This is a genomic window from Helicobacter mehlei (assembly GCF_007280785.1).
GTDB classification, from domain to species: domain Bacteria; phylum Campylobacterota; class Campylobacteria; order Campylobacterales; family Helicobacteraceae; genus Helicobacter; species Helicobacter mehlei.
The window spans coordinates 1-18,727 of the sequence record NZ_VKGC01000003.1 but is presented as its reverse complement, the minus strand read 5'-3'; the positions used below and the strand labels follow the sequence as shown (position 1 = coordinate 18,727).

The 18,727-nt window shown below is 42.5% G+C and carries 14 protein-coding genes and 1 pseudogene; 4 read left to right on the top strand and 11 right to left on the bottom strand.

Going from position 1 to position 18,727, the window contains the following annotated elements; genetic code table 11:
- Genes FNE76_RS01780 through FNE76_RS01745 form a run of 8 tightly spaced genes read right to left on the bottom strand, consistent with a single transcriptional unit; the run spans position 1 to position 6,636 of the window.
- The gene (locus tag FNE76_RS01780; protein WP_185962958.1) at positions 1 to 663 is read right to left on the bottom strand and encodes a hypothetical protein; all 663 of its coding nucleotides are present in this window, start codon (positions 661 to 663) and stop codon (positions 1 to 3) included.
- Positions 664 to 671: 8 nt separating this feature from the next.
- Positions 672 to 1,448, bottom strand: coding sequence for a 5'/3'-nucleotidase SurE (gene surE, locus FNE76_RS01775; protein ID WP_143928351.1), 777 nt, complete (start codon positions 1,446 to 1,448; stop codon positions 672 to 674).
- Positions 1,445 to 2,311: a polyprenyl synthetase family protein gene (locus FNE76_RS01770; RefSeq protein ID WP_120948560.1), complete on the bottom strand. Its 867-nt coding sequence runs from the start codon at positions 2,309 to 2,311 to the stop codon at positions 1,445 to 1,447. Before FNE76_RS01770 ends, surE begins: the two co-directional genes overlap by 4 nt.
- On the bottom strand, positions 2,308 to 3,303 hold the full coding sequence (locus tag FNE76_RS01765; protein ID WP_235852283.1) for a DUF7488 domain-containing protein: 996 nt from the start codon (positions 3,301 to 3,303) through the stop codon (positions 2,308 to 2,310). The genes FNE76_RS01770 and FNE76_RS01765 overlap by 4 nt, the downstream gene beginning before the upstream one ends.
- Before the next feature lie 25 nt (positions 3,304 to 3,328).
- Positions 3,329 to 3,631 (bottom strand): YbaB/EbfC family nucleoid-associated protein, encoded by a 303-nt coding sequence (locus FNE76_RS01760; RefSeq protein ID WP_120948562.1) that lies wholly within the window; start codon positions 3,629 to 3,631, stop codon positions 3,329 to 3,331.
- A complete protein-coding gene (panD, locus tag FNE76_RS01755; protein WP_328588048.1) occupies positions 3,624 to 3,986 on the bottom strand; it encodes an aspartate 1-decarboxylase in 363 nt (120 codons plus the stop codon). The genes FNE76_RS01760 and panD overlap by 8 nt, the downstream gene beginning before the upstream one ends.
- An 8-nt stretch (positions 3,987 to 3,994) precedes the next feature.
- Positions 3,995 to 6,211, bottom strand: a complete 2,217-nt coding sequence (locus FNE76_RS01750; protein WP_120948563.1) for an AAA family ATPase — start codon at positions 6,209 to 6,211, stop codon at positions 3,995 to 3,997.
- A gap of 8 nt (positions 6,212 to 6,219) precedes the next feature.
- Positions 6,220 to 6,636 carry a universal stress protein gene (locus tag FNE76_RS01745; RefSeq protein WP_120948564.1) on the bottom strand — a complete coding sequence of 139 codons (417 nt, stop codon included), beginning with the start codon at positions 6,634 to 6,636 and terminating at the stop codon, positions 6,220 to 6,222.
- Between the two features lie 106 nt (positions 6,637 to 6,742).
- Here FNE76_RS01745 and bioD point away from each other — a divergent pair, with 106 nt between their 5' ends.
- Entirely contained in the window at positions 6,743 to 7,402 is a 660-nt protein-coding gene (bioD, locus tag FNE76_RS01740; protein WP_120948565.1) for a dethiobiotin synthase, read from the top strand.
- A gap of 36 nt (positions 7,403 to 7,438) precedes the next feature.
- The gene (gene dcd, locus FNE76_RS01735) at positions 7,439 to 7,999 is read left to right on the top strand and encodes a dCTP deaminase (protein WP_120948566.1); all 561 of its coding nucleotides are present in this window, start codon (positions 7,439 to 7,441) and stop codon (positions 7,997 to 7,999) included.
- A gap of 1,979 nt (positions 8,000 to 9,978) precedes the next feature.
- On the opposite strand, the gene FNE76_RS01725 is transcribed toward dcd, so the two are convergent.
- The 3 genes from FNE76_RS01725 to FNE76_RS01715 are packed head-to-tail and all read right to left on the bottom strand — an operon-like array spanning position 9,979 to position 14,422.
- Positions 9,979 to 11,355, bottom strand: a complete 1,377-nt coding sequence (locus FNE76_RS01725) for a DNA double-strand break repair nuclease NurA (protein ID WP_120948567.1) — start codon at positions 11,353 to 11,355, stop codon at positions 9,979 to 9,981.
- A 1-nt stretch (position 11,356) separates the two neighbouring features.
- On the bottom strand, positions 11,357 to 13,234 hold the full coding sequence (locus tag FNE76_RS01720) for an ATP-binding protein (protein ID WP_120948568.1): 1,878 nt from the start codon (positions 13,232 to 13,234) through the stop codon (positions 11,357 to 11,359).
- Positions 13,235 to 14,422, bottom strand: a complete 1,188-nt coding sequence (locus FNE76_RS01715) for a DNA methyltransferase (protein WP_120948569.1) — start codon at positions 14,420 to 14,422, stop codon at positions 13,235 to 13,237. It abuts the gene before it with no gap.
- A gap of 1,322 nt (positions 14,423 to 15,744) precedes the next feature.
- Here FNE76_RS01715 and FNE76_RS08735 point away from each other — a divergent pair.
- Complete coding sequence (locus tag FNE76_RS08735) at positions 15,745 to 15,954, top strand: hypothetical protein (protein WP_328591489.1); 210 nt, start codon at positions 15,745 to 15,747, stop codon at positions 15,952 to 15,954.
- Between the two features lie 2,320 nt (positions 15,955 to 18,274).
- Positions 18,275 to 18,727 (top strand): annotated as a pseudogene (locus FNE76_RS01705) (hypothetical protein); the annotation flags it as partial.

Genomic DNA, 18,727 nt, shown 5'->3' with positions numbered 1-18,727 from the left:
TTAACGCTTATAGCAGGGAAGATACACGGGTAATTGCTCAAAGTAGCGGTAATGCTCTGAGCGGGTAAAATCAATGCGCCGAATGGTGTTGGCGATCAAATCTTGATAAAGCGCATTGTAACCGCAAGTGTTGCCCGTAACGCTCCCATCGATGTAAAGCACGCGTTTTTGCAAGACATTGTCCCACCAATCCAAGATAAAATGCGATCCGGCTAACATTTTGCTATAGGCAGAAAACCCATTAATGGCGTAGTAATCTGTGGGGACATTGGTGCAATAAAACTGCCCGCCATGCCAATAGCAATGATTGCCCCGTGCGCGATCGATCAAAGTATAATGGTAGGCATAGACGGGCAAAGCCGCAATATTGCGCACCACATGGACATAAATGGTGTTCTTGGCTTGGGAGACTGGGTAATCTTGCATGGAAAAGACATTGTAAAAGCCTAATTGTTGCAACTCCAAGATAATCAAAGAAATATAAAAGGAGCTGACCATGTCCTCTTTGTCATAGACCACCACAATAGGGGCTTTGGCATTAAAGGTATATCCCCCTCTCACTTCTGAGAAATAGCCCATATTCAACCGGTGACACCCACCCAACAACAACAACGCTAGCAAAATCCAAACTTTCATGGGGGCTATTCTACTATGTTTTGGCATTTTTGCGGTTAAACCCACTCTTGCAAGGTCTTTAAATCTGCGTAGCTTGTCATGTCTAGCGTGATCGGCGTGATAGACACAAAGCCTTGAGAAATAGCTGTAAAGTCGCTCATAGTCTCTGCACTACGCTCCTCCCATTTTAAAGGGTTGAGCCCTAGCCAGCAGTATTGCTTGCCCTTGGGGTCTTTTTTGAGATGGACATTATTTTCATAGAGGCGCACACCTTTTTGGGTGATGGCAATTCCCTTGCACGCCTCGAAGGGAATTTGGGGGACATTCACATTGAGCAATTTTCTTTGCCCTACAAAGGGAAAACCCTTTTTAAAAATGAGCCCAACCAAATGGCATGCCACTTTTTTGGCCAAACTGAAATCATGGCTACCAAAGTTAGCGCGATCTTTAATGCACTGGGAGAATGCGATTGAGGGGATTTTGTGGATTGTGCCCTCAATGGCACCGGCTACCGTGCCCGAATAGAGCACATCTTCGCCCATGTTAGAGCCATGGTTGATCCCAGAGATGAGCAGATCAAAGGGTTTTTGATACATAGGTATTGCCAAACACACACAATCACTGGGCGTGCCATCATCTACGCGGTAATAATCCGGACCCACTTGTTCGATGCGTAAAGGGGAACTGATGGTGATCCCATGCCCGCAAGCGGATTTCTCATTCTTGGGTGCGACCACCACCACTTGGGCGATCTCGCTCAAAGCGTCTCTTAGGGCTAACAAGCCTCTAGATTCATACCCATCGTCATTGGTGAGCAAAATAGAAGGTTTCATGCTAACTCCTCTAAGAGTGCGGTGAGATTGGAGGTTAGGGGGGGCGGGAGCTTTTGTAATTTCTTTAAGATTTGGGTTTTAAGCTGGGCTAGGTAATCTTGGGCTTTTGCTAGCCCCAAGAGATTGACATAATTATTTTTAAAGGTGTCTAAATGCGTGCTCTTGCCCGATTCTTGCGGGCTTTGGGTGCAATCAATGATGTCATCTCTAACTTGGAAAAATAACCCTAATTCTAGTCCCAAATCAAAGAGGGTTTGGGGGAGATTGGGGGGGGCAAGTGCGCCCACACACAGCGCACCCATTTTGAGGCTACCAGCAATGAGTTTAGCGGTTTTGAGTGTGTGCAGGGTTTCTAACTCTTTAAGTTCTAAATGCTGGCACTCAAAGTAACAATCTAGTGCCTGCCCTAAGACCATGCCATAAATCCCGCCACAATGCGCTAGTGTGGCGATGAGTTCTACTTTGAGATCACTAGCTAGGCGGGCTTGGCTGATCAAATAAAAGGCATGCGTGTTGAGCCCATCGCCCACCAGTACCGCACTGGTTTCATCATAGTGTTTGTGTAACGTCAGTGCCCCCCGCCTCAAATCGGCGTTATCCATGCAAGGCAGATCGTCATGGATTAAAGAATAGGTGTGCAACACCTCTAGGGCGAGGGCAATGGGGAATAGGGATGTTAAAAAACTCTCTTGGGGCTTGAAGGCATGGGCGGTGGCTAATAACAGCTTGGGTCTAAAACGCTTACCCCCATTCTCTAGCATTTCCCAAAAGGCATGTTCGAAAAAGGGGTGGAAGGTGTTGAGCTGGGGTTTAGATTCTTGTAAATAGTGCTCAAAGGCCTGATAGAGATGGGTGGTTGTCATAGGCGGATATAAAACTCCAAACCTCTTCTTAAGAGCAAGAGCTCGATACGCCCTTGCATGCGTGCATGGCTTAAGGCTTCTTGCAAAGCGCGTAATTTATCGGCGTGGTTGGCACGCTTGGGGGCGATGGGCTTGTGGTTGATCCAAACCAGCTGATCGCCCACTCTAAGTGTATTGAGCGGGGCAGGGAGATGCTCTAAGCGTGCCGTGATCACCAAATCGCTATCTAACACGACCCCAAAGCGTTCTAAAAAAGTGTCTGGCAGTAAAAACCCGCCATGTCTTTTATCCACACGTACATGCAAGGTTTGGGACACGCCCTTGCGCTTGATTGTAACGTGCGCCTCGCTCTGATAAGCCAAATTGCTCACCACCCACTCAAAGCGCGCGCTATTGGGGATGGCTTGGCCATTAATGTGGGTGATCACATCGCCCTCCAAGAAGGGGTTATTTTTAAAGAAAGGATCGACTAGCTCCACCACTAAAGCCCCGTGTGAGCGCACCCGCACGCCAATATCACCATAATAGGGAGTATTTTGGGATAAAAAACGGCGGATATATTTACTCTCGATGAATGCATGGGGGTCTTTGCTTTTAAAGCCCACGCCATAGATTTGGTAGCAAATATTGCCCACTACCCCATTAGGGGCAATGGGAACTGAAAAGCGCGCATGCCCTAAAAAGCGTTCCTGTCTCTTGGTGATTGTGCCCACCCTAGCATAGGTTTTAGAAACGCTGGCCATGGGGTATTTAAACGCTTCGGGGCTAATGTCTAAAAGGTGGTAGGCAAATTTGGTATGGGGAGCTTGGATCAAGTAGAACCCGATGAAGGGGTCTTTTTTGAGGATACGCACGCCCTTGGGGGGGGTGGTGGAGTGTAAAAAGGAGACCTGCCCCTTTTGCCAAAAAAGAGAGACGCTATTAGAACGGCTGGCCAGCTCGTAGTATTTTTGGCAATGCGAAAAGTCATAGGCATGGGTGGTGCTGACCAATAAGAACCATAATCCAACCCACCTTTTATTTCTCAAAGGGATTAAAGCCTCCCAGCATGCCCAAAGCTGAAGATTTGCGGTTGTCCTCCACACTCTTATAGACCTCGTTTAACGCGCTCATCAAGTAAATTTGTAACGCCTCTTTGTCCTCTAGCAAGCTATCATCAATTTGGATATCCAAAAGCTCACCGGCACCATTCATAGAAACCTTGACTAACCCACCCCCACTTTTGGCACTAAAACAAGCACTCTTGTTCTTTTCCTCGATGCTTTTGAGCTGTTCTTGTAAATTAGAAAATAGCCCGCCTAGTTGGTTGAGATCAAACATCATTCTCCTTGATTTGGTTATTGTCCCCAACGAAGACAATAAAGGGTTCGTGCTTAGAAACTTGTTCTAAGTCCATCAGAGAATAGGCGACAATGATCACCACATCGCCCACCTGTACTAAACGACTCGCTGCTCCATTGACACAAATTGTGCCCTCTTCTTCGCTCACAATGACATAGGTTGTGAAACGCGCGCCATTATTGACATTGAGCACATCGACCTTCATCCACGGGTGCAACTTGGCTGCTTGTGCTAAAGATTTGCCAATGGTGATCGAACCTTGGTAGTTGAGGTTGGCATCTGTAACCTGCGCGCGGTGAATCTTGGAATAGAGCACTTCCACAGACACGGGCATGCAACTCCTTAAGGGGTATTGGGGATTTTTTGGCGTTTGGCGCGTTTGAGTGCGGGGGGTTTGCAAATAATTTGGATTTCTTGGTTGCGTAAAACCACCTTCACACTCCCGCCCTCTTTGAGTCCGCCAAATAAAATTTCATCGCTCAGTTTGACCTTGATTTGATCGTGAATGAGTTTTTCCATCACCCGCGCACCCAAAGGGTCTTTAAAACATAAAGAAGCCAAGTGTGAGGCAACTTGCTTCTCCACGCTCAAACTGATATTCTTAGGACTTAAGAGGGCTTCTAATTTTTTGCACTCTTTGAGTGCGACACTCTCTAGGTCGTGCAGACTGAGCGGGCTAAAGGTCAAGATGGCATCCAGACGTGAGCGTAACTCCGTACTGAGGAGTTCTTTTAAAGCCTTATGGTATTTTTGGGTGTGATCATCTAAAAAACCCACATGCCCTAGCGCATTGCTCCCAGCATTGGAGGTTAAGATCAACACGGCATGCCTAAAATCGCTTTTTTTACCGCTATTATCGGTCAGTGTGGCGTTATCGGTGATTTGCAGGAGCAAATCATAGACATTGGGGTGGGCTTTTTCAATTTCATCTAAGAGCAAGACACAGCGGGGGTGTTTGCGAATCGCATTGACTAACAACCCGCCCTGTTCAAACCCCACATATCCTGAGGGTGCACCGATGAGTTTAGAAAGGCTGTGGGGTTCTTTATACTCGCTCATATCAAAGCGTTCTAAGTGCAAATGCATGTGCTTGGCTAGGGCTTTGGCTAGCTCAGTCTTGCCCACGCCACTAGGACCCACAAATAAAAAACTGGCGATGGGCTTCTGACTAGAGATGAGTCCAGAAGCATGGATTTTAATGGCCTTGACCAAGCGTTCGACTGCCTCATCTTGGGCAAAGACTTCTTTTTTGAGTTTGTCCTCTAAACCTTTGAGGTGGTTTTTCTTTTCTAAGCTGATACGGGACTTAGGGATGTCTATCTTAAAAGAGAGCACATTTTCAATGTCTTGTTTTAAAATGGGTGCGCTACTCTTGCCCCCATAGATTTTTCTAAATGAGCCTGCCATATCCATTAAATCAATGGCTTTATCGGGCAAAAAGTTTTCGGGCAAGTAATGTACCGAAAGATCCACGCAAGCTCTCAGCGCCTCCTTGCTGTATTTAACCTGGTGGTGGCGTTCATAGTGGCTAGAAAGATCGTCTAAAATCTCATAACAATCCTGCTTGGAGGGTTCTAAAATATCAATCTTGCTAAAGCGGCGGCAAAAGGCTTTGTCTCTCTCTAACACGCTCCTAAATTCCTCAAAAGTGGTCGCGCCAATGCAACTCAAACTCCCATCAGCCAGCATGGGTTTTAAAATATTGGCTCCATCTAAAGCCCCCGCACTAGAAGCCCCCGCACCCAAAATCGTATGGATTTCATCGATGAATAAAATACTCTTGTGATCCTTATGCAACTCTTTTAGGGTCTTTTTTAAGCGTTTTTCAAATTCCCCGCGGTATTTACTCCCAGCTACCATTGCGCTCAAATCTAACGAATAAATCGTGTAGTTGAGCAAAAAATCCGGAACATCTTTTTGCACGATCCTTAGAGCCAACCCTTCGGCAATGGCGGTTTTACCCACACCGGGCTCGCCCACCAACAAGGGGTTATTCTTCTTGCGCCGCCCCAAGATTTCGATCACCTTTTGGATTTCTTTATCCCGATGAGAAACAGGATCGATAGCATCTTCTTTGGCTAGGGCGTTGAGATTTTTAGCAAATTTCTTGAGCGCAGAAACTTTTTCTTTGGAAAAAGAGAGAGGGGGGTGTTCTAAAATTTTAATGGAATCAACCCCAAAGGAACTTAAAACCTGCGTGCTATAACAGCCACTCTCTTGCAACATCACCAAGAGAAAATCTTGCACATCTAGGACCTTGTGGTAACTCTCTTTGGTATAGTCGCCCAGTGCATAGAAAATTTGGGTTAATTCCTTATCATAGACGGGGCGTTTGCTCTGTGCATCCATCGGAGGGACATTCTCTACTAGGTAGGTTTGTACCATTTGCTTGGCTTCCAAAATATCCACATCCATTTGCCTTAAAAAGCTTTGGATCTCCTTATCATTGAGCATGATCAGCAAAAGATGCTCGGGGGTGAGGTATTTGTGGGATAGTTTTGTGGCTAGGGCTAGAGCGGCGTTTAAGATGCGGTGTAATCGGGTGGTGATAGAGGACATGGCAATCCTTACTTGGCAACCAAGACTGGGATGGGGGAGTTGTCAATAAAACTATTTTGGTGGGAGCCAAAGATTTTATAAAATGTAGAAGACTCGCTAGCCCCAATTACAAGAAGATCAAAACTGGGTGCCATTTCTAAGATCACATCTACGGGACTCCCTGTTTTGAGCACGCTCTCGCACACAATGCCCTCCTGATTGAAGAGCTGGATAAACTCCTCTAGAAGCTGGCTGGATTGTTCGTTAGCAATGAATTCGGTTTGACTATAATTCATGATTCCACTTTCAGGATAGACCAACACTTCGGGACTCACATGTACCAAGGTCAAATGCACATCTTTAAACTTAGCAAACAATCTAATCGCCACATCCACACCGCTCCGGCATTCCTGCGTTTGGCTGATCCCAAAAAGCACTCTAAGCATGGGCATCCTTAAGAATTTTACAAGCATTATAAAAAAGTTAAGCTAAAAGTATTGTTAGTTTGGGGTATCATATCTAGGATCAAAGAAAAATACCAAAAGGATAACCATGTATGTGCCTATTTTTGTGAGTGCCACTAACACAGGGATTGGAAAAACCACGATCGCCAAAGAGCTAGCTGGACTTTGCAATAATCAAGGGATCAAAACCCTCTTGGTCAAGCCCATTGAAACGGGTATCAATGCCAAACAAGAACACAGCGATGCGGCGATTTTCCTAGAAGAGAATCTAAAGATCGATAACACTTTGGAACTTGCCGATATTAGCTTTTACCGCTATGTTTTGGGTGCAAGCCCCTTTGTGGCTACGCGTTTTGAGCCCCACCTCCCGCCCATTGATTTTAAAGTGATCGAACACAAATTAGACAAACTACAAGAGCGTTGCGATTTGCTCATTATTGAGGGTGTTGGCGGGTTATTAGTGCCCTTAGATGAAAAAACAAAAGTGGTGGATTTGGTGTTGCATTTAAAGGCTAAATTATTGTTAGTTGCCAGCGATCGGCTAGGCACTCTTAATGATCTCTTGCTCAATCATAGCTACCTCACTGGCCACAAAATCCCATGCCACACCACCATTAATATGCAGGATAAACGGCTTTACTACCAAATCAATAAGCCCTTTATCGATCACTACAACGCCACGCTCAAAGAACCCATTTCGATCTTTCAAGAACATGCCCAAATACTCTTGGATCGCTTGCTAGCTTAGTGTTATAATGACTCAAACTAAAATTAAAGGGCTGACATGGGTTTGAAAGCAGATACTTGGATCGCACAGATGAGCACGGAGCATGCCATGATCACTCCCTTTTGCCAAGAACAGGTCAATCGGGGGATTATCAGCTATGGCTTGAGCAGTTATGGCTATGATATTCGGGTCGGCACGGAGTTTATGCTCTTTGAATTGGGGCCGGGCGTGATCGATCCTAAGAACTTTGATCCCACACTGGTAAAGAGCATCCACACCCAAGATTTTATCACCATCCCCCCCAATGCCTTCGCCCTAGCGCACAGCGTTGAATACATTAAAATGCCTAAAGATGTCCTCGCCATTTGTCTAGGCAAAAGCACTTATGCAAGGTGTGGGATCATCGTCAATGTTACCCCCTTTGAGCCCGAATTTGAAGGGCACATCACTATTGAGATTTCCAACACCACCTCCCTACCCGCCAAGGTCTATGCTAACGAGGGCATCGCCCAAGTGGTGTTTTTACAAGGCGATAGCGTGTGTGCCACCAGTTACAAGGACAAACAAGGCAAATACCAGGGCCAACAAGGCATCACCTTACCCAGAGTGGGGCTATAAATTTTTAAGATAAAATTTCTTAGGGTTTGGTAGAGATCCCCGTTGTGTCTTTCGATGTCGGCTTTGAGCCAATCGCTTTTGTCTGTGCTAGCAAGAGCACCATGATTTTTGAATGTATATTTTGGTAACTATCTACTCATTTCTTTGTGGAACAAATCCGCTTATTAATTTTATCTTCAATCACATAAGCACAAAATGGGGGTCAGCGATAATGATTCGCATTTAGATATTTACAATAAGGATTTAAGCGTTGATACAAAATTACCCAACTAAGGAAACTGGTGCAAAAGATTCTCAAAGCTTGGAACAAGATACACAAGGTAGGACTATCCAAGATCTCACATCATTTCACGAAGAATTATGTTCTCAAATAGAAACGTTCCATGATATCAACACTCAGAATTCTCACTGCTATGAATGTGGGATGGCCCGTAGCGTTTTACTATCGGGAAAATGCATGCACTGCGAAAAATTCATTAAATAGCATGGTCGCGTTGATCTCTTAGCCATTCTATGTAACTCCTGCGGGCGTTGGGTGCGGATGCAGGCAAAGCATTAGCTACAGTCAAGCACTCCGTCTGTACATAGTCTTTATCTAGCCAGTTGCTCAAGTCGTGCTGACTCAAACCTTGACAATATGCGCCCGGGCTTGGGCGTAGCCATAAAGAATCTTAGACTTGTTAAGGTGGTGCTGTCGCAGAGTTGGTGTATTTTACTTGCCCCTCCTACAAAGCCCGCCCGCCAAAACTGCTAGAGTTTTGGATCGGGAAGATGATCTGCTTGGACAAAGAGGCATATTCCTTACCCCCTTCCCCAAAAGCCCGCTAAAGCCGCTATCTTCCTCTTGGGTGTGTTCGTCCGTGCGCTCGATCTCCAATTGTAGCACTTAGCCAGCTTTTCCACAGCATCATCAACCCCTAGCTTGTTATATCCATTACAAGATTGATCGGCCACTCACGCCACAGCCATAATATCTAAATGTGTTCCTAGCTGGATTTTTATACAGGGACTTTCTTAAGAATGCCATTAAAAAGCAACTTAAAAGTCGAATAGAAACGATGAGCCCCTCATACCTTCACTATCGCCAAAGTGTCCAACTTGCAATATTCTAAAAGGACTTTTTTAGTTTTTTCTTGCCCCTCTTTTGGCATTAAACATAAGCCTGCATCGCTTCCTCGCCATTATACACCAAGTCCAAATCTTTATAAGCCCTTTCAAAGTCGGGCACTAAAGCGGGCAAAACGCTTTTAATAGAGTAACTACCATCCATTTTTGGATCGTAGTAATGGAATCATTATCTAGTACATTGCTTTTGATTTGCGATCGATCTTTAGCTATTTGGGGGAACTGTGTATCAGAAAAATTGACCAAATCCTGCAATTTATCCTCAAATCCTCGCCCCGCCACCCTGCAGGGGCTAAACTGGAGGCATCAACGATGTAATAGGGAATGTTTGTGGTTTTTAAATTGTGGTGGTCGTGAAAGTTTTATTAGAGTATTAAAAGCATGTTGGTTTAGGTACACACAGTTTGTCTTGAAAGCGCGCATAGTGATCGCTAAGAATAACACAAGTGCCTCTTGACTTTTTCATACCCACTCACACCACTCAAGTATTGGTATAGTATCTTGGGAAGTTTTAAGAGTTTGTGGGACATAATCAAAGGGGTTTGTGCCCTCTTCTAACATCTTGAAAACAATTTTTTATTCTCTTTAAGACAAGCCATATTTTGCCTGTATTGCCATTCCTCAAACTCTTCTGGTGTCTTGAATTCCTCGGGTTCTTTTGGAATGCTCTCAAGTACTGGAGGAATTTGTGCTTTTGTGCGGGGCGGGTGTTGTTAGTTTCAAACTATCGAGCGGAAATTGAATACACAATGGGACGATAATCTTATTGTACTGGCACAATTGGTGTCTTGACCTTTGGTTTATCTAGGTTTTCCTAGAACCACTAGCATTAACAACAATTAAAATTCCTGTAGTCATTTCCCTGTTCGCTTGTGGATCGCTTCCAGCGAAAAACTTTTTAGAATCCTTTGACCGGGAATATTGGAGATGGACACGAGGGTGTTGAGCATCACGATGGGGATGAAAGATTGTTGGTAGAGATCACATCTCAAGTCTTTCAAAATTTCTAAAATATGTTTGAGGGTTAAAAAATCCTCAATATGGGGGCTTTCCAAATAGTGCTGGTATGTCCTATTCAAGCCAAAGGGAATGGCTACATCCAACACGAAAGCGCGATCGGATTTAACCAACATCTTCATGCCAAAATAAGTGTTGTGTCCAAAAATAGAACCCGTATCGCCGGTGATATACTTTTTGATGTAGGCAGAGTCAGGCAACACAAGGCTTTCTGCGGGGATTTTATGCTCCAAGTTTTGTAGATGATCCACGAACAAACCGCTTTTATCTAAACCGATCCAATTCACATAGCTGACACGATCTTGTAGCGATCGATCGTAGAGATATTGCAAAAACACCCGCACCACTTTAAAAGCAAAATCATCTAACCGGCTAAAAAGAGCTAGGGGACCATCTTTGATAAAAAGAATCTTGGGCAACCATCCCCACTGCTTAGCTTCTATTAAAAATCTAAACATGGAGAGCATGAGCACCACCTCAAACACGCTCATCACATAGGACTCTATAGCTCCGGCCCCTAAAATTTCATCAACCAAAGTGTGTAGCTCAAAACAATCGGTGATATAAATTTTTGCCCCACAAGCACAGGTTAAAAAATCGTTTTGTAAATCCTTATAAGACGCGCTTTGTTTTTTAAAAATGTGCCTATCCCCACAACCCGCACATGCGATCTCTATAAACCCCCCTCCCCCTCTGTATTCTTGAAACACAAGCCATTTAATAGTGTTTAATAAAGAATCGCCATCCTCGTTAAGGCTATTGTCTCTAAAAATTTCATAGAGTCTTTCTCTAGTGGTGGTGATAAAATCTTTTTGGTCATGACAGTAGCCTTGGATGGAGAGCACAAAAGAAAAGCGTTGGAAGTCTTTTTCTAGTCTCCCCAAATCATCGGGGTTAATGATCTGCTGTTTTACCAGAGATTTTAAGTCTTGGAGCGAAAAAGTCAAAATCCCCACATTGTAGAAACAAAGCCTCTTGGAGGGAAACCTGCCATCTATGCACACCTCTTCATACCCTCCATCCACCACAACAAGGCGTTCGATCTGAGAATCCACTCGGTTTTGGATTGTGGATAAAGCGGTGGCAACACTGTCAAAATCTATATCTAATGGTGTATCTATCACCCCACACCTCGCTAAATACGCCTTCACTTTTTCATTTTCAATAATATATTGGTGGTTGATCTTAGATGCTCTCTCCTTGCGATAACCCATACTAATTCTTATCTTTAAACTTATCGATCTGCACGGGGATAATAAAGTTGTTGGAATAGGTTTTGACCCGCGCAAAGCCAACATCATTATTTTTGATAATGCTTTGGGAAAAGTCGCTAAAGTCGTAGTATTTTTCCAAAACTTTAAGTTCATCCTTATTGTTGAGGTGCGAGATGAACCAGTTTTGAGTATTTTTCAAGATACTAGGAGCGATGGAGCTGACCTCTTGGGTGGAATAGCTAATGCCTATATTGAGCTTTGCCCCCTCTTTGGCAAGGCGGTTATAAATGTTTTTTAAGTCCTTGTCGTCTTTGGGGAAGATGTTGTGCGCCTCTTCAAAATACATTTGGATAAACTCCGGTGCTTTGTCGTTGGTGAATTTCTCCATAGACCTAGCAAAAATATGCGCACAAAGTCTCGTGATGTATTTTTCTTGCACCTCTGTAGATGCACTAGATAAATCCACTAAAACAACCTGCCCAGCGCGCAGGGCAGAATCTATTTCTTGCTTATAATCCTCGCTCCCCTGCGTAGAATGCAAATGTCTTAAGTCCATCAAAGCTTTATACCCACTTACACGAGTAGCTTGCAGAACTTTTAATAAGGCCTCAAAGTCCTTGTCTTTCTCGTATTTTGTATCCAACTGATCCAACCCTTCAAAATACAAACACGCCACTTCAAGAGAAACACCCTCATGGTATTTAGGCTCATTGCTTGTTAGAGTCTTGTTGCTCTGACGTGTAAATCTCGTAAATTTAACTTGGTAGTTCTGCCCATGCAAAAACTTGGCTCTATGCAAGATACACTTGTAAATCGCCCTTTTTCTTTGCTTGTGCCTTTTGACTTCCTCATCATCTCCTTCTCGATCGAACATATCCACAGCCTTGAACGCCCTAATATAATCTGATGACTTCAGTAAGGCAACTTCATCACAAAATAAGCCAAAGGATTCCTCCAGTGTCTTGTCGTTGTAAAAATCGTATCGAATCGCTTGGACATCCTCATACCCCTGTGTCTTAGACAAAGAGAGGCTAAAACGCCTGACCTTGTTGGTGTCTTTGAGCTTGTCGTAAATACAGGTATTATCTTGTTGGTTAGCAAAGGTGTATTCTCCATTCACATCAAAGATAATCTGCCCAATTTGTGATTCATTGCGTTCTTGGTTGAGTTTTTCAATTGCCATGACCACAATCTTGATCGTGTTGGATTTGCCCATGCGAGTCATCCCAAAAAAAGCACTTCTGCGCGCCACAACATCCTCTACACGCAAATAAACATCGGGCGCGTAATCCCCCTCTTTGTCGTAAGATTGGCTTGAGGCGTATCTCAGTTTGCCTATTTTTTGGCGCAAGTAATCGCTATCTTTGGTATTTTCATTAACAATCACACTAAGCTCGGTTTTTTGGGGTTTATACACCCTGTAATGGTGTGCCCCTAGAAAATTTTCTATATCGGTCCCAAAGACAAGTTTGTCTCGCTCCATATAAAAGGTCCCCAAAACACGGCACAGCAAACCTGAAAACTGGTAAAAGTATTTAGTGATTGTATCGGGCTCTAAGATCTCTTTTCTATTTTCTTTTCTGTCAATGTGGGCGTTAGTGAGGGTCTCTGCGATCTGTTTTGTCTGTGGGATTTCAGCCGTCCCTACCACCCTAAGTAAAATCCCCTCCATCTGCCCTGCACGCAACACATTGCTATAAATTGCCATTAAAAAGCAGCCTAAAGGCACTCCCTTGACATTGTTTTTATCGTAGTCGTTAAGCAAGACTTTAGCCTGTGTGTAGTCTAGCTCGTAGAGATTGCCCACAAAATTTTCTTCTTGCTTGATTTTTTCAAAAAAATCCAAGTTTTTTGCCGTTGCAAAATCTGTGAGCGCCATCTACAACTCCTTTTTTAAGATTAAAATCCGATCGGTTTTTGTGGCTTGCCCCTTTTTAGCCCCCCAAATGCGTGTTGTCTTGGCATTGCTCTTAGCTTGATCCTCTAAAATCTCCTCTAAATGCAACGCACACCCTCCATGGGCTTGTATCCAATCCCAAGTTTTTTGAGCCAAATTAAGCGCGTGTAAATCACCAATCACCACCACCGCGCGCCCACCCGGTTTTAGCACCTCTGCCCAGCTATTAAAGAGCTCTTGCAGATAATGGGCATATTTTTCAAAAGTTAAATTGTCTTTGAGTCCCTCAAGTCTGTATTGGTTCTGCTTAAACCCCTCAAAATCCTTTTTGAACAACCAAAAGCGAATCCAGTTGTATTTGCCATAGGAGATATTTTTCAGATAGGGGGGGCTGGTGATGATCAGAGTGATAGAGTTTTTGCCATATTTTTTCACGACTTTTTGGGAACACTTTATAGCATCGGCATTGAAACAATATCCCCTTTGATAGCGGCTCATATCCTGCTGGGGGTATTTGGCAGGCGCAAACAAAGAGTCTATTCTATACTCTAGTGATTGAAACACATCTTGGCGCAATTTTTTAAGACCGTGTTTGGCAACAAAACCTCTAATGTAGTTGGCAGACATGCTAAAAGTGTTGGGCATATCAATGCTACAGTATATAGAAGTGCCGTCTTTGCGGTGTTTGCCATGCATAATGCCCGCTAGAGTAGCCATGATGAAGTTATCTACAGGCCTAGAGAGTTTTAAGCTTTGCTTGAGATAGACTAATTGCGGGAGAGTCAAATTTTCATCAAACAACATCCTAATATCCATATCCACGCCTGCAATGTCTGGAGGCTGGTAGTGGCGTGCCAAATCATTCAAGCGTTTCTTAATTTTGCTAATCTTTGGGATATTTGTTTTGGCTTTGATCAAACAAAAAGCCAGCGGACTTAAATCATTGCCAATACCAATGCGCCCCATTCTACAGGCTTCAAAGGGGGCTGTACCACGCCCAGCGAAGGGATCATAAACTAAATCATTTTCTTGGGAATATCGGGTAATAAAAGAATGGGGTAATACGGGAGGGAACATTGCTAGGTAGGAAGCCATAGAGTGGATTTTTGAAAACTCTTTATAAGAGCGTTGTTTGTAGGTTTTGTAAGCCTCAATGCAGGAGCTTTGCACGGCCCACTTTCTTGTTAATATTCATCGACACGGTACTCCCGGTCTTTTTGAGTATTTTCAGAGCGGTGAGTATTCTATCGAAAGATATTTAACGAGGTGCTGAAAAATGAGCCAGTACAGATAAGAGACTAAAAAATTCTCCAGAGACTTTGCCAACGAATCAGTCAAGACTCATTGGAGTGTTAATAATTCTGATGAGATCCAAAACCAAAACAATCATCGCTTAAACAGATAGTCTCAATATAGATAGCACCAAGAAATAGAAAGAGTATGGGGACACTCTCTTCTATAGATTCCAAACTCACTAGACTCAGTATCCAAGCAAACCACAACAACCGCAGTATTGCAACAGAAATACTTTAGAGATTAGAGTCCTAAGAAAATAGTTTAGTCGGGCAAGTCAAGACAAACTACAAACAGCATTTTAACCAACGCTTCCAAGCTACGCGTTACCTTTGGAGTGCTGTTGTCAATCTCAAAAAGTCTAGTAGCATGCAAGACCTAGGAGAGCTAGCCGACCACTTCAAAATAAATATTTTCCAATGCTACTAAATCGCAATCCATAGAAATGGGGGACACACTGACGTCTGGGCTACGGATAATATACACCACAATGACACATACTAAAGAAAGGAGAAGTAATGAGAAAGCTGTTTGTTTCCGGATGGTTGTAAGATCACATAATTAAGCTGGTCTTGGGATTTTATTGCAAAAAACAAGGTGTGTCGGTGTGATATTATGACAAACGATCAACGCAATCAACACAGAAAGCTTATTGGAAGGTCATTAAAGCACATCAGAAAAGCGCACGATGAAAGTTGCTTAAGTATTTTTGCGGGTGCTGGAATCAGTGCTGGTTCTGGGTTGCCATCATGGGAAAAATTGATAGATACCTTAAAAGAGAATCTTCGTGGCAGTACAGAAAAAAATGAGGATTATCTCATCTGGTTGAAAAGTTTTTTAATCAATTTGGGAAGGAAGGCTACCACCAAAGATTAAGAGAAAAATTAAAGCTTCGGGATGGTAATTGCCGAGCCAAACTTGCACTTAGAGATTGTCAAACCCAATCTTAACAATCTCATTACAACTAACTGGGATGACTTATTTGAAAGAGCCATTGATAAAGAAGGCATGTTTTTTATATTATAAAAACGGACGCAGATATTAAAAATTCTGGTGGTTTTTCAAAACTCATTAAGATGCATGGGAGCTTGGATAAAGAGAATATTATTTTCTGCGAAAAAGACTATTCATAGTATAGCCAAAATTTCCCGCTCATTGAAAATTATGTCAAAGGAGTTTTTTCAACAGATACTGTCATCTTGGTTGGCTATTCTTTAGGTGATCCAAATGTCAAACAAATCATCTCTTGGGTAAATTTTTACTCAAACAAAGTGCGACAAAATCTAAATAGCGCGAAAACAATTTATTTTATTAAGACAAGCGCCATGTTTAATTCGACTGAATTTGAATTTTACAAGAAAAAAACATCCATGTCTTGTACATCCATGAATTCTTCAGTGGGAAAGTGAAGAATGGAAAATCAAAAAATGAAAAAGAACATAAGTGCAAACAAGACGAGGATGGACTAAGACTATTTTTTAAAGAAATCAAGAAATACGACACATTAACACTCGTAAATAAAGAAGATATAGGGAAGATAAGGCGCATTCTTATATCTTTTAATTTTAATGCACCGGAGAACAAAATTAATACTTTACCAGTGCCTCCAAAATATCACTTAAGAATAAACTTTTAAAGTATTTTTTTACTTTTTGAAAGCCATATCAACGATGGCAATACAGGCAAAGTTATATTAAAAATCTATCAACAATGTGAAGAAGTCTCAAAAGAAGCTTTTAAAAAAAGAGAATTTAAAATATGGTTCTTTAGCGAATTAAACAGACGTTGGGGACTTCACCACTATAAACATGACGATGGCGTGATCTATACTGATTGGCAGGAATTACTATCAACATTGGCACTAACTTCAAGCGGAAGAAGTAGGCTAGAGTGCTCGATTTGAGAGTTACTTTGAACAACAACTTACGCAGATTGCACAGAATCGTTCACATTGGGAAAATAGAGAATACTCTAGTAGCAACTTCGAACAAATATTTGAAAAACTTCAAGAGTTCGATCGGATCAGAATTGGCAACTGTCTCATCACTCCTATATTTAAAAACCTCATAACGACTTGTATAACAAGATTTTATATAAACGCACTTGAATGCTGTTGGCATGAAATAAGTAGCATTCTAAGAACAAGGAAGAAGGCATTATCTCCTTTGCCACTGAATCAAGAAATTTTTAGCCACAGTGTTAAATACTTTCAAACTGGAAAACTAGAGAATATTTTCTAAACTCGTTTCTCTGATATCACATTTCAATTTAAGATTAATGAAGAATTTTTAGAAATAATTTTCACAAATATTTGTTCAAAACCCAAAGAATATGGAAATTCAATGACCACGAGTGGTCGTTGGATTAACAACTTTCTCATATTGGCATCACATTGTTTGCTTCAGCAGGGCACCCATGACAAAATATCGATAGAATGTTTAGACTTAGTATTATATTTTCCTCAATCTCTTTATTGAAAATAAAGCTGACTATATGAATTTTTTAGATCATATCCACCAAGAACATAAATATGTCAATACCTATGTAGATGATCATAGAGAATCCCACCTCACCTCATTGTTTTCTACAACTCTTTGCACCTCAACTTCCCTCATCAGATTAATAAGAAGGATAAGCGAACAACATTCGTATAACTGAACTTTCCTTCCTCTCATAAAAACACTCTATCAATCTAGCGATAAAAATCTTAAGCAAGCAATTAGAAAAAAATTAAAATATATCCTACGCCATAAAAAAGAATACGAACAAACTAAAATAAGTCAAACATACTGTCTATGGCTTAAAGAGTTGTGGAATTGGACAGTTAGCTAGATCTGCGCATACCGTCTTAATATACCTTGTTTTCTATCCAATAGGCATTTTGAGACGGTGAGAACGTTGCCCCTTTTATGTTATGCTAGGTCATTGAATATCCATGTGCGTACAACAACCAAATGAGAAAAACGACTACAATGGGCAACAAATTTATGTAAGAGTTCAACACTTACACTATAATTTCGCACCCTTCTAGCATTCTTGGTGATCTTTCTAGGTTCAATCTGAGTCAAAAAGTGAGAATAATTTTGAGCACTCCGTTAAGTCTGCTTAATTTCCTAAGCACCTCTTGTAGGAAACACCACTTGATAATACTATGAGAATTGCAGAGGGCATTAAAGCCCATTTAAACTTGCCAACACAAAATAAGCACAAGAAGCTTGAAAAATTAATCTTTATTCACTGTCATCTAAAGATTTTCCAAATTTTATGCTTGATTATGATCTTCGGCTTCATGGGTTTTATTTCCCATATCATTGCACCGACTGCCATCTGCCCATGGTGTGATGGTCTTTGGGCGTTTTGATTATCCTAATGCCGTGTGTTGTAACGGGCTGGGCTTTAATATCTGGCTAAGGTGCAGGAACACCTAATGCGCATTTGGGGGATAGTGGTGGAAAGCCTCTAGGTGGAGATGATGTAGGTTTAGAGGGGCCAAAGGGTGAAGATGGGGGAATGGGGGAGGCAATAAACCGCCTAGTGGCACAGAACCCCCAACAGGGGCTAGCAATAAGGGAGAAGAGCCCAAGCGTTTAAGTTTAGAAGAGATTAAACGCTTGATTGATGAGAGTCCTTCTAAGGGGCGAGATATGGTGCTCATAGGGCGGGTCAATTTCACCCCAGCAGTGGTGGATTACTTGCTAGAATTTAAAGAGACAAATTAATGGGCATTATGTGGTGGTGGAGCAAATCCGCAAGGGGCAGAATGAACTGGCTTTTAAAACGATGTATTTTGAGCGGGGGGATTTACGCAAGAATCCCATCTTTACCTTGGAAATGTCCGAAAGACACCCCAAGCACCCTAGTTACGAGCTAGGACTTGGGCAAGCGTCCAACGCAAAGACGGAATCTAACCCTACCACCCCAGAACTTAAAAATCAAGCTAAGACACTTTACACCACCGCCCAAGAGCAAGAAGGGGGGTTTAAGGAGCTTTTGCAGAGCATACCCGGGCAATATAGCCTAGAAGCGGGTAATCTGCTTAAGAGCGAGCAGAGTCTAGAGCGTAAATTAGCCAGCAAACAGGTGGATATTAGCGCAATTGGGGATGTTTTAAGAGCGGCCATTAGGGTGGAGGATAGGGGACATCTTAACGGGCAATTGACCCATGTTGAGGATAGTTTAAGA

Coding starts and splice junctions, on each gene's coding strand:
- FNE76_RS01780 (WP_185962958.1), bottom strand. CDS start 663: ATGCCAAAACATAGTAGAATAGCCCCCATGAAAGTTTGGATTTTGCTA.
- surE (WP_143928351.1), bottom strand. CDS start 1,448: ATGAAACCTTCTATTTTGCTCACCAATGACGATGGGTATGAATCTAGA.
- FNE76_RS01770 (WP_120948560.1), bottom strand. CDS start 2,311: ATGACAACCACCCATCTCTATCAGGCCTTTGAGCACTATTTACAAGAA.
- FNE76_RS01760 (WP_120948562.1), bottom strand. CDS start 3,631: ATGTTTGATCTCAACCAACTAGGCGGGCTATTTTCTAATTTACAAGAA.
- panD (WP_328588048.1), bottom strand. CDS start 3,986: ATGCCCGTGTCTGTGGAAGTGCTCTATTCCAAGATTCACCGCGCGCAG.
- FNE76_RS01750 (WP_120948563.1), bottom strand. CDS start 6,211: ATGTCCTCTATCACCACCCGATTACACCGCATCTTAAACGCCGCTCTA.
- FNE76_RS01745 (WP_120948564.1), bottom strand. CDS start 6,636: ATGCTTAGAGTGCTTTTTGGGATCAGCCAAACGCAGGAATGCCGGAGC.
- bioD (WP_120948565.1), top strand. CDS start 6,743: ATGTATGTGCCTATTTTTGTGAGTGCCACTAACACAGGGATTGGAAAA.
- dcd (WP_120948566.1), top strand. CDS start 7,439: ATGGGTTTGAAAGCAGATACTTGGATCGCACAGATGAGCACGGAGCAT.
- FNE76_RS01725 (WP_120948567.1), bottom strand. CDS start 11,355: ATGGGTTATCGCAAGGAGAGAGCATCTAAGATCAACCACCAATATATT.
- FNE76_RS01720 (WP_120948568.1), bottom strand. CDS start 13,234: ATGGCGCTCACAGATTTTGCAACGGCAAAAAACTTGGATTTTTTTGAA.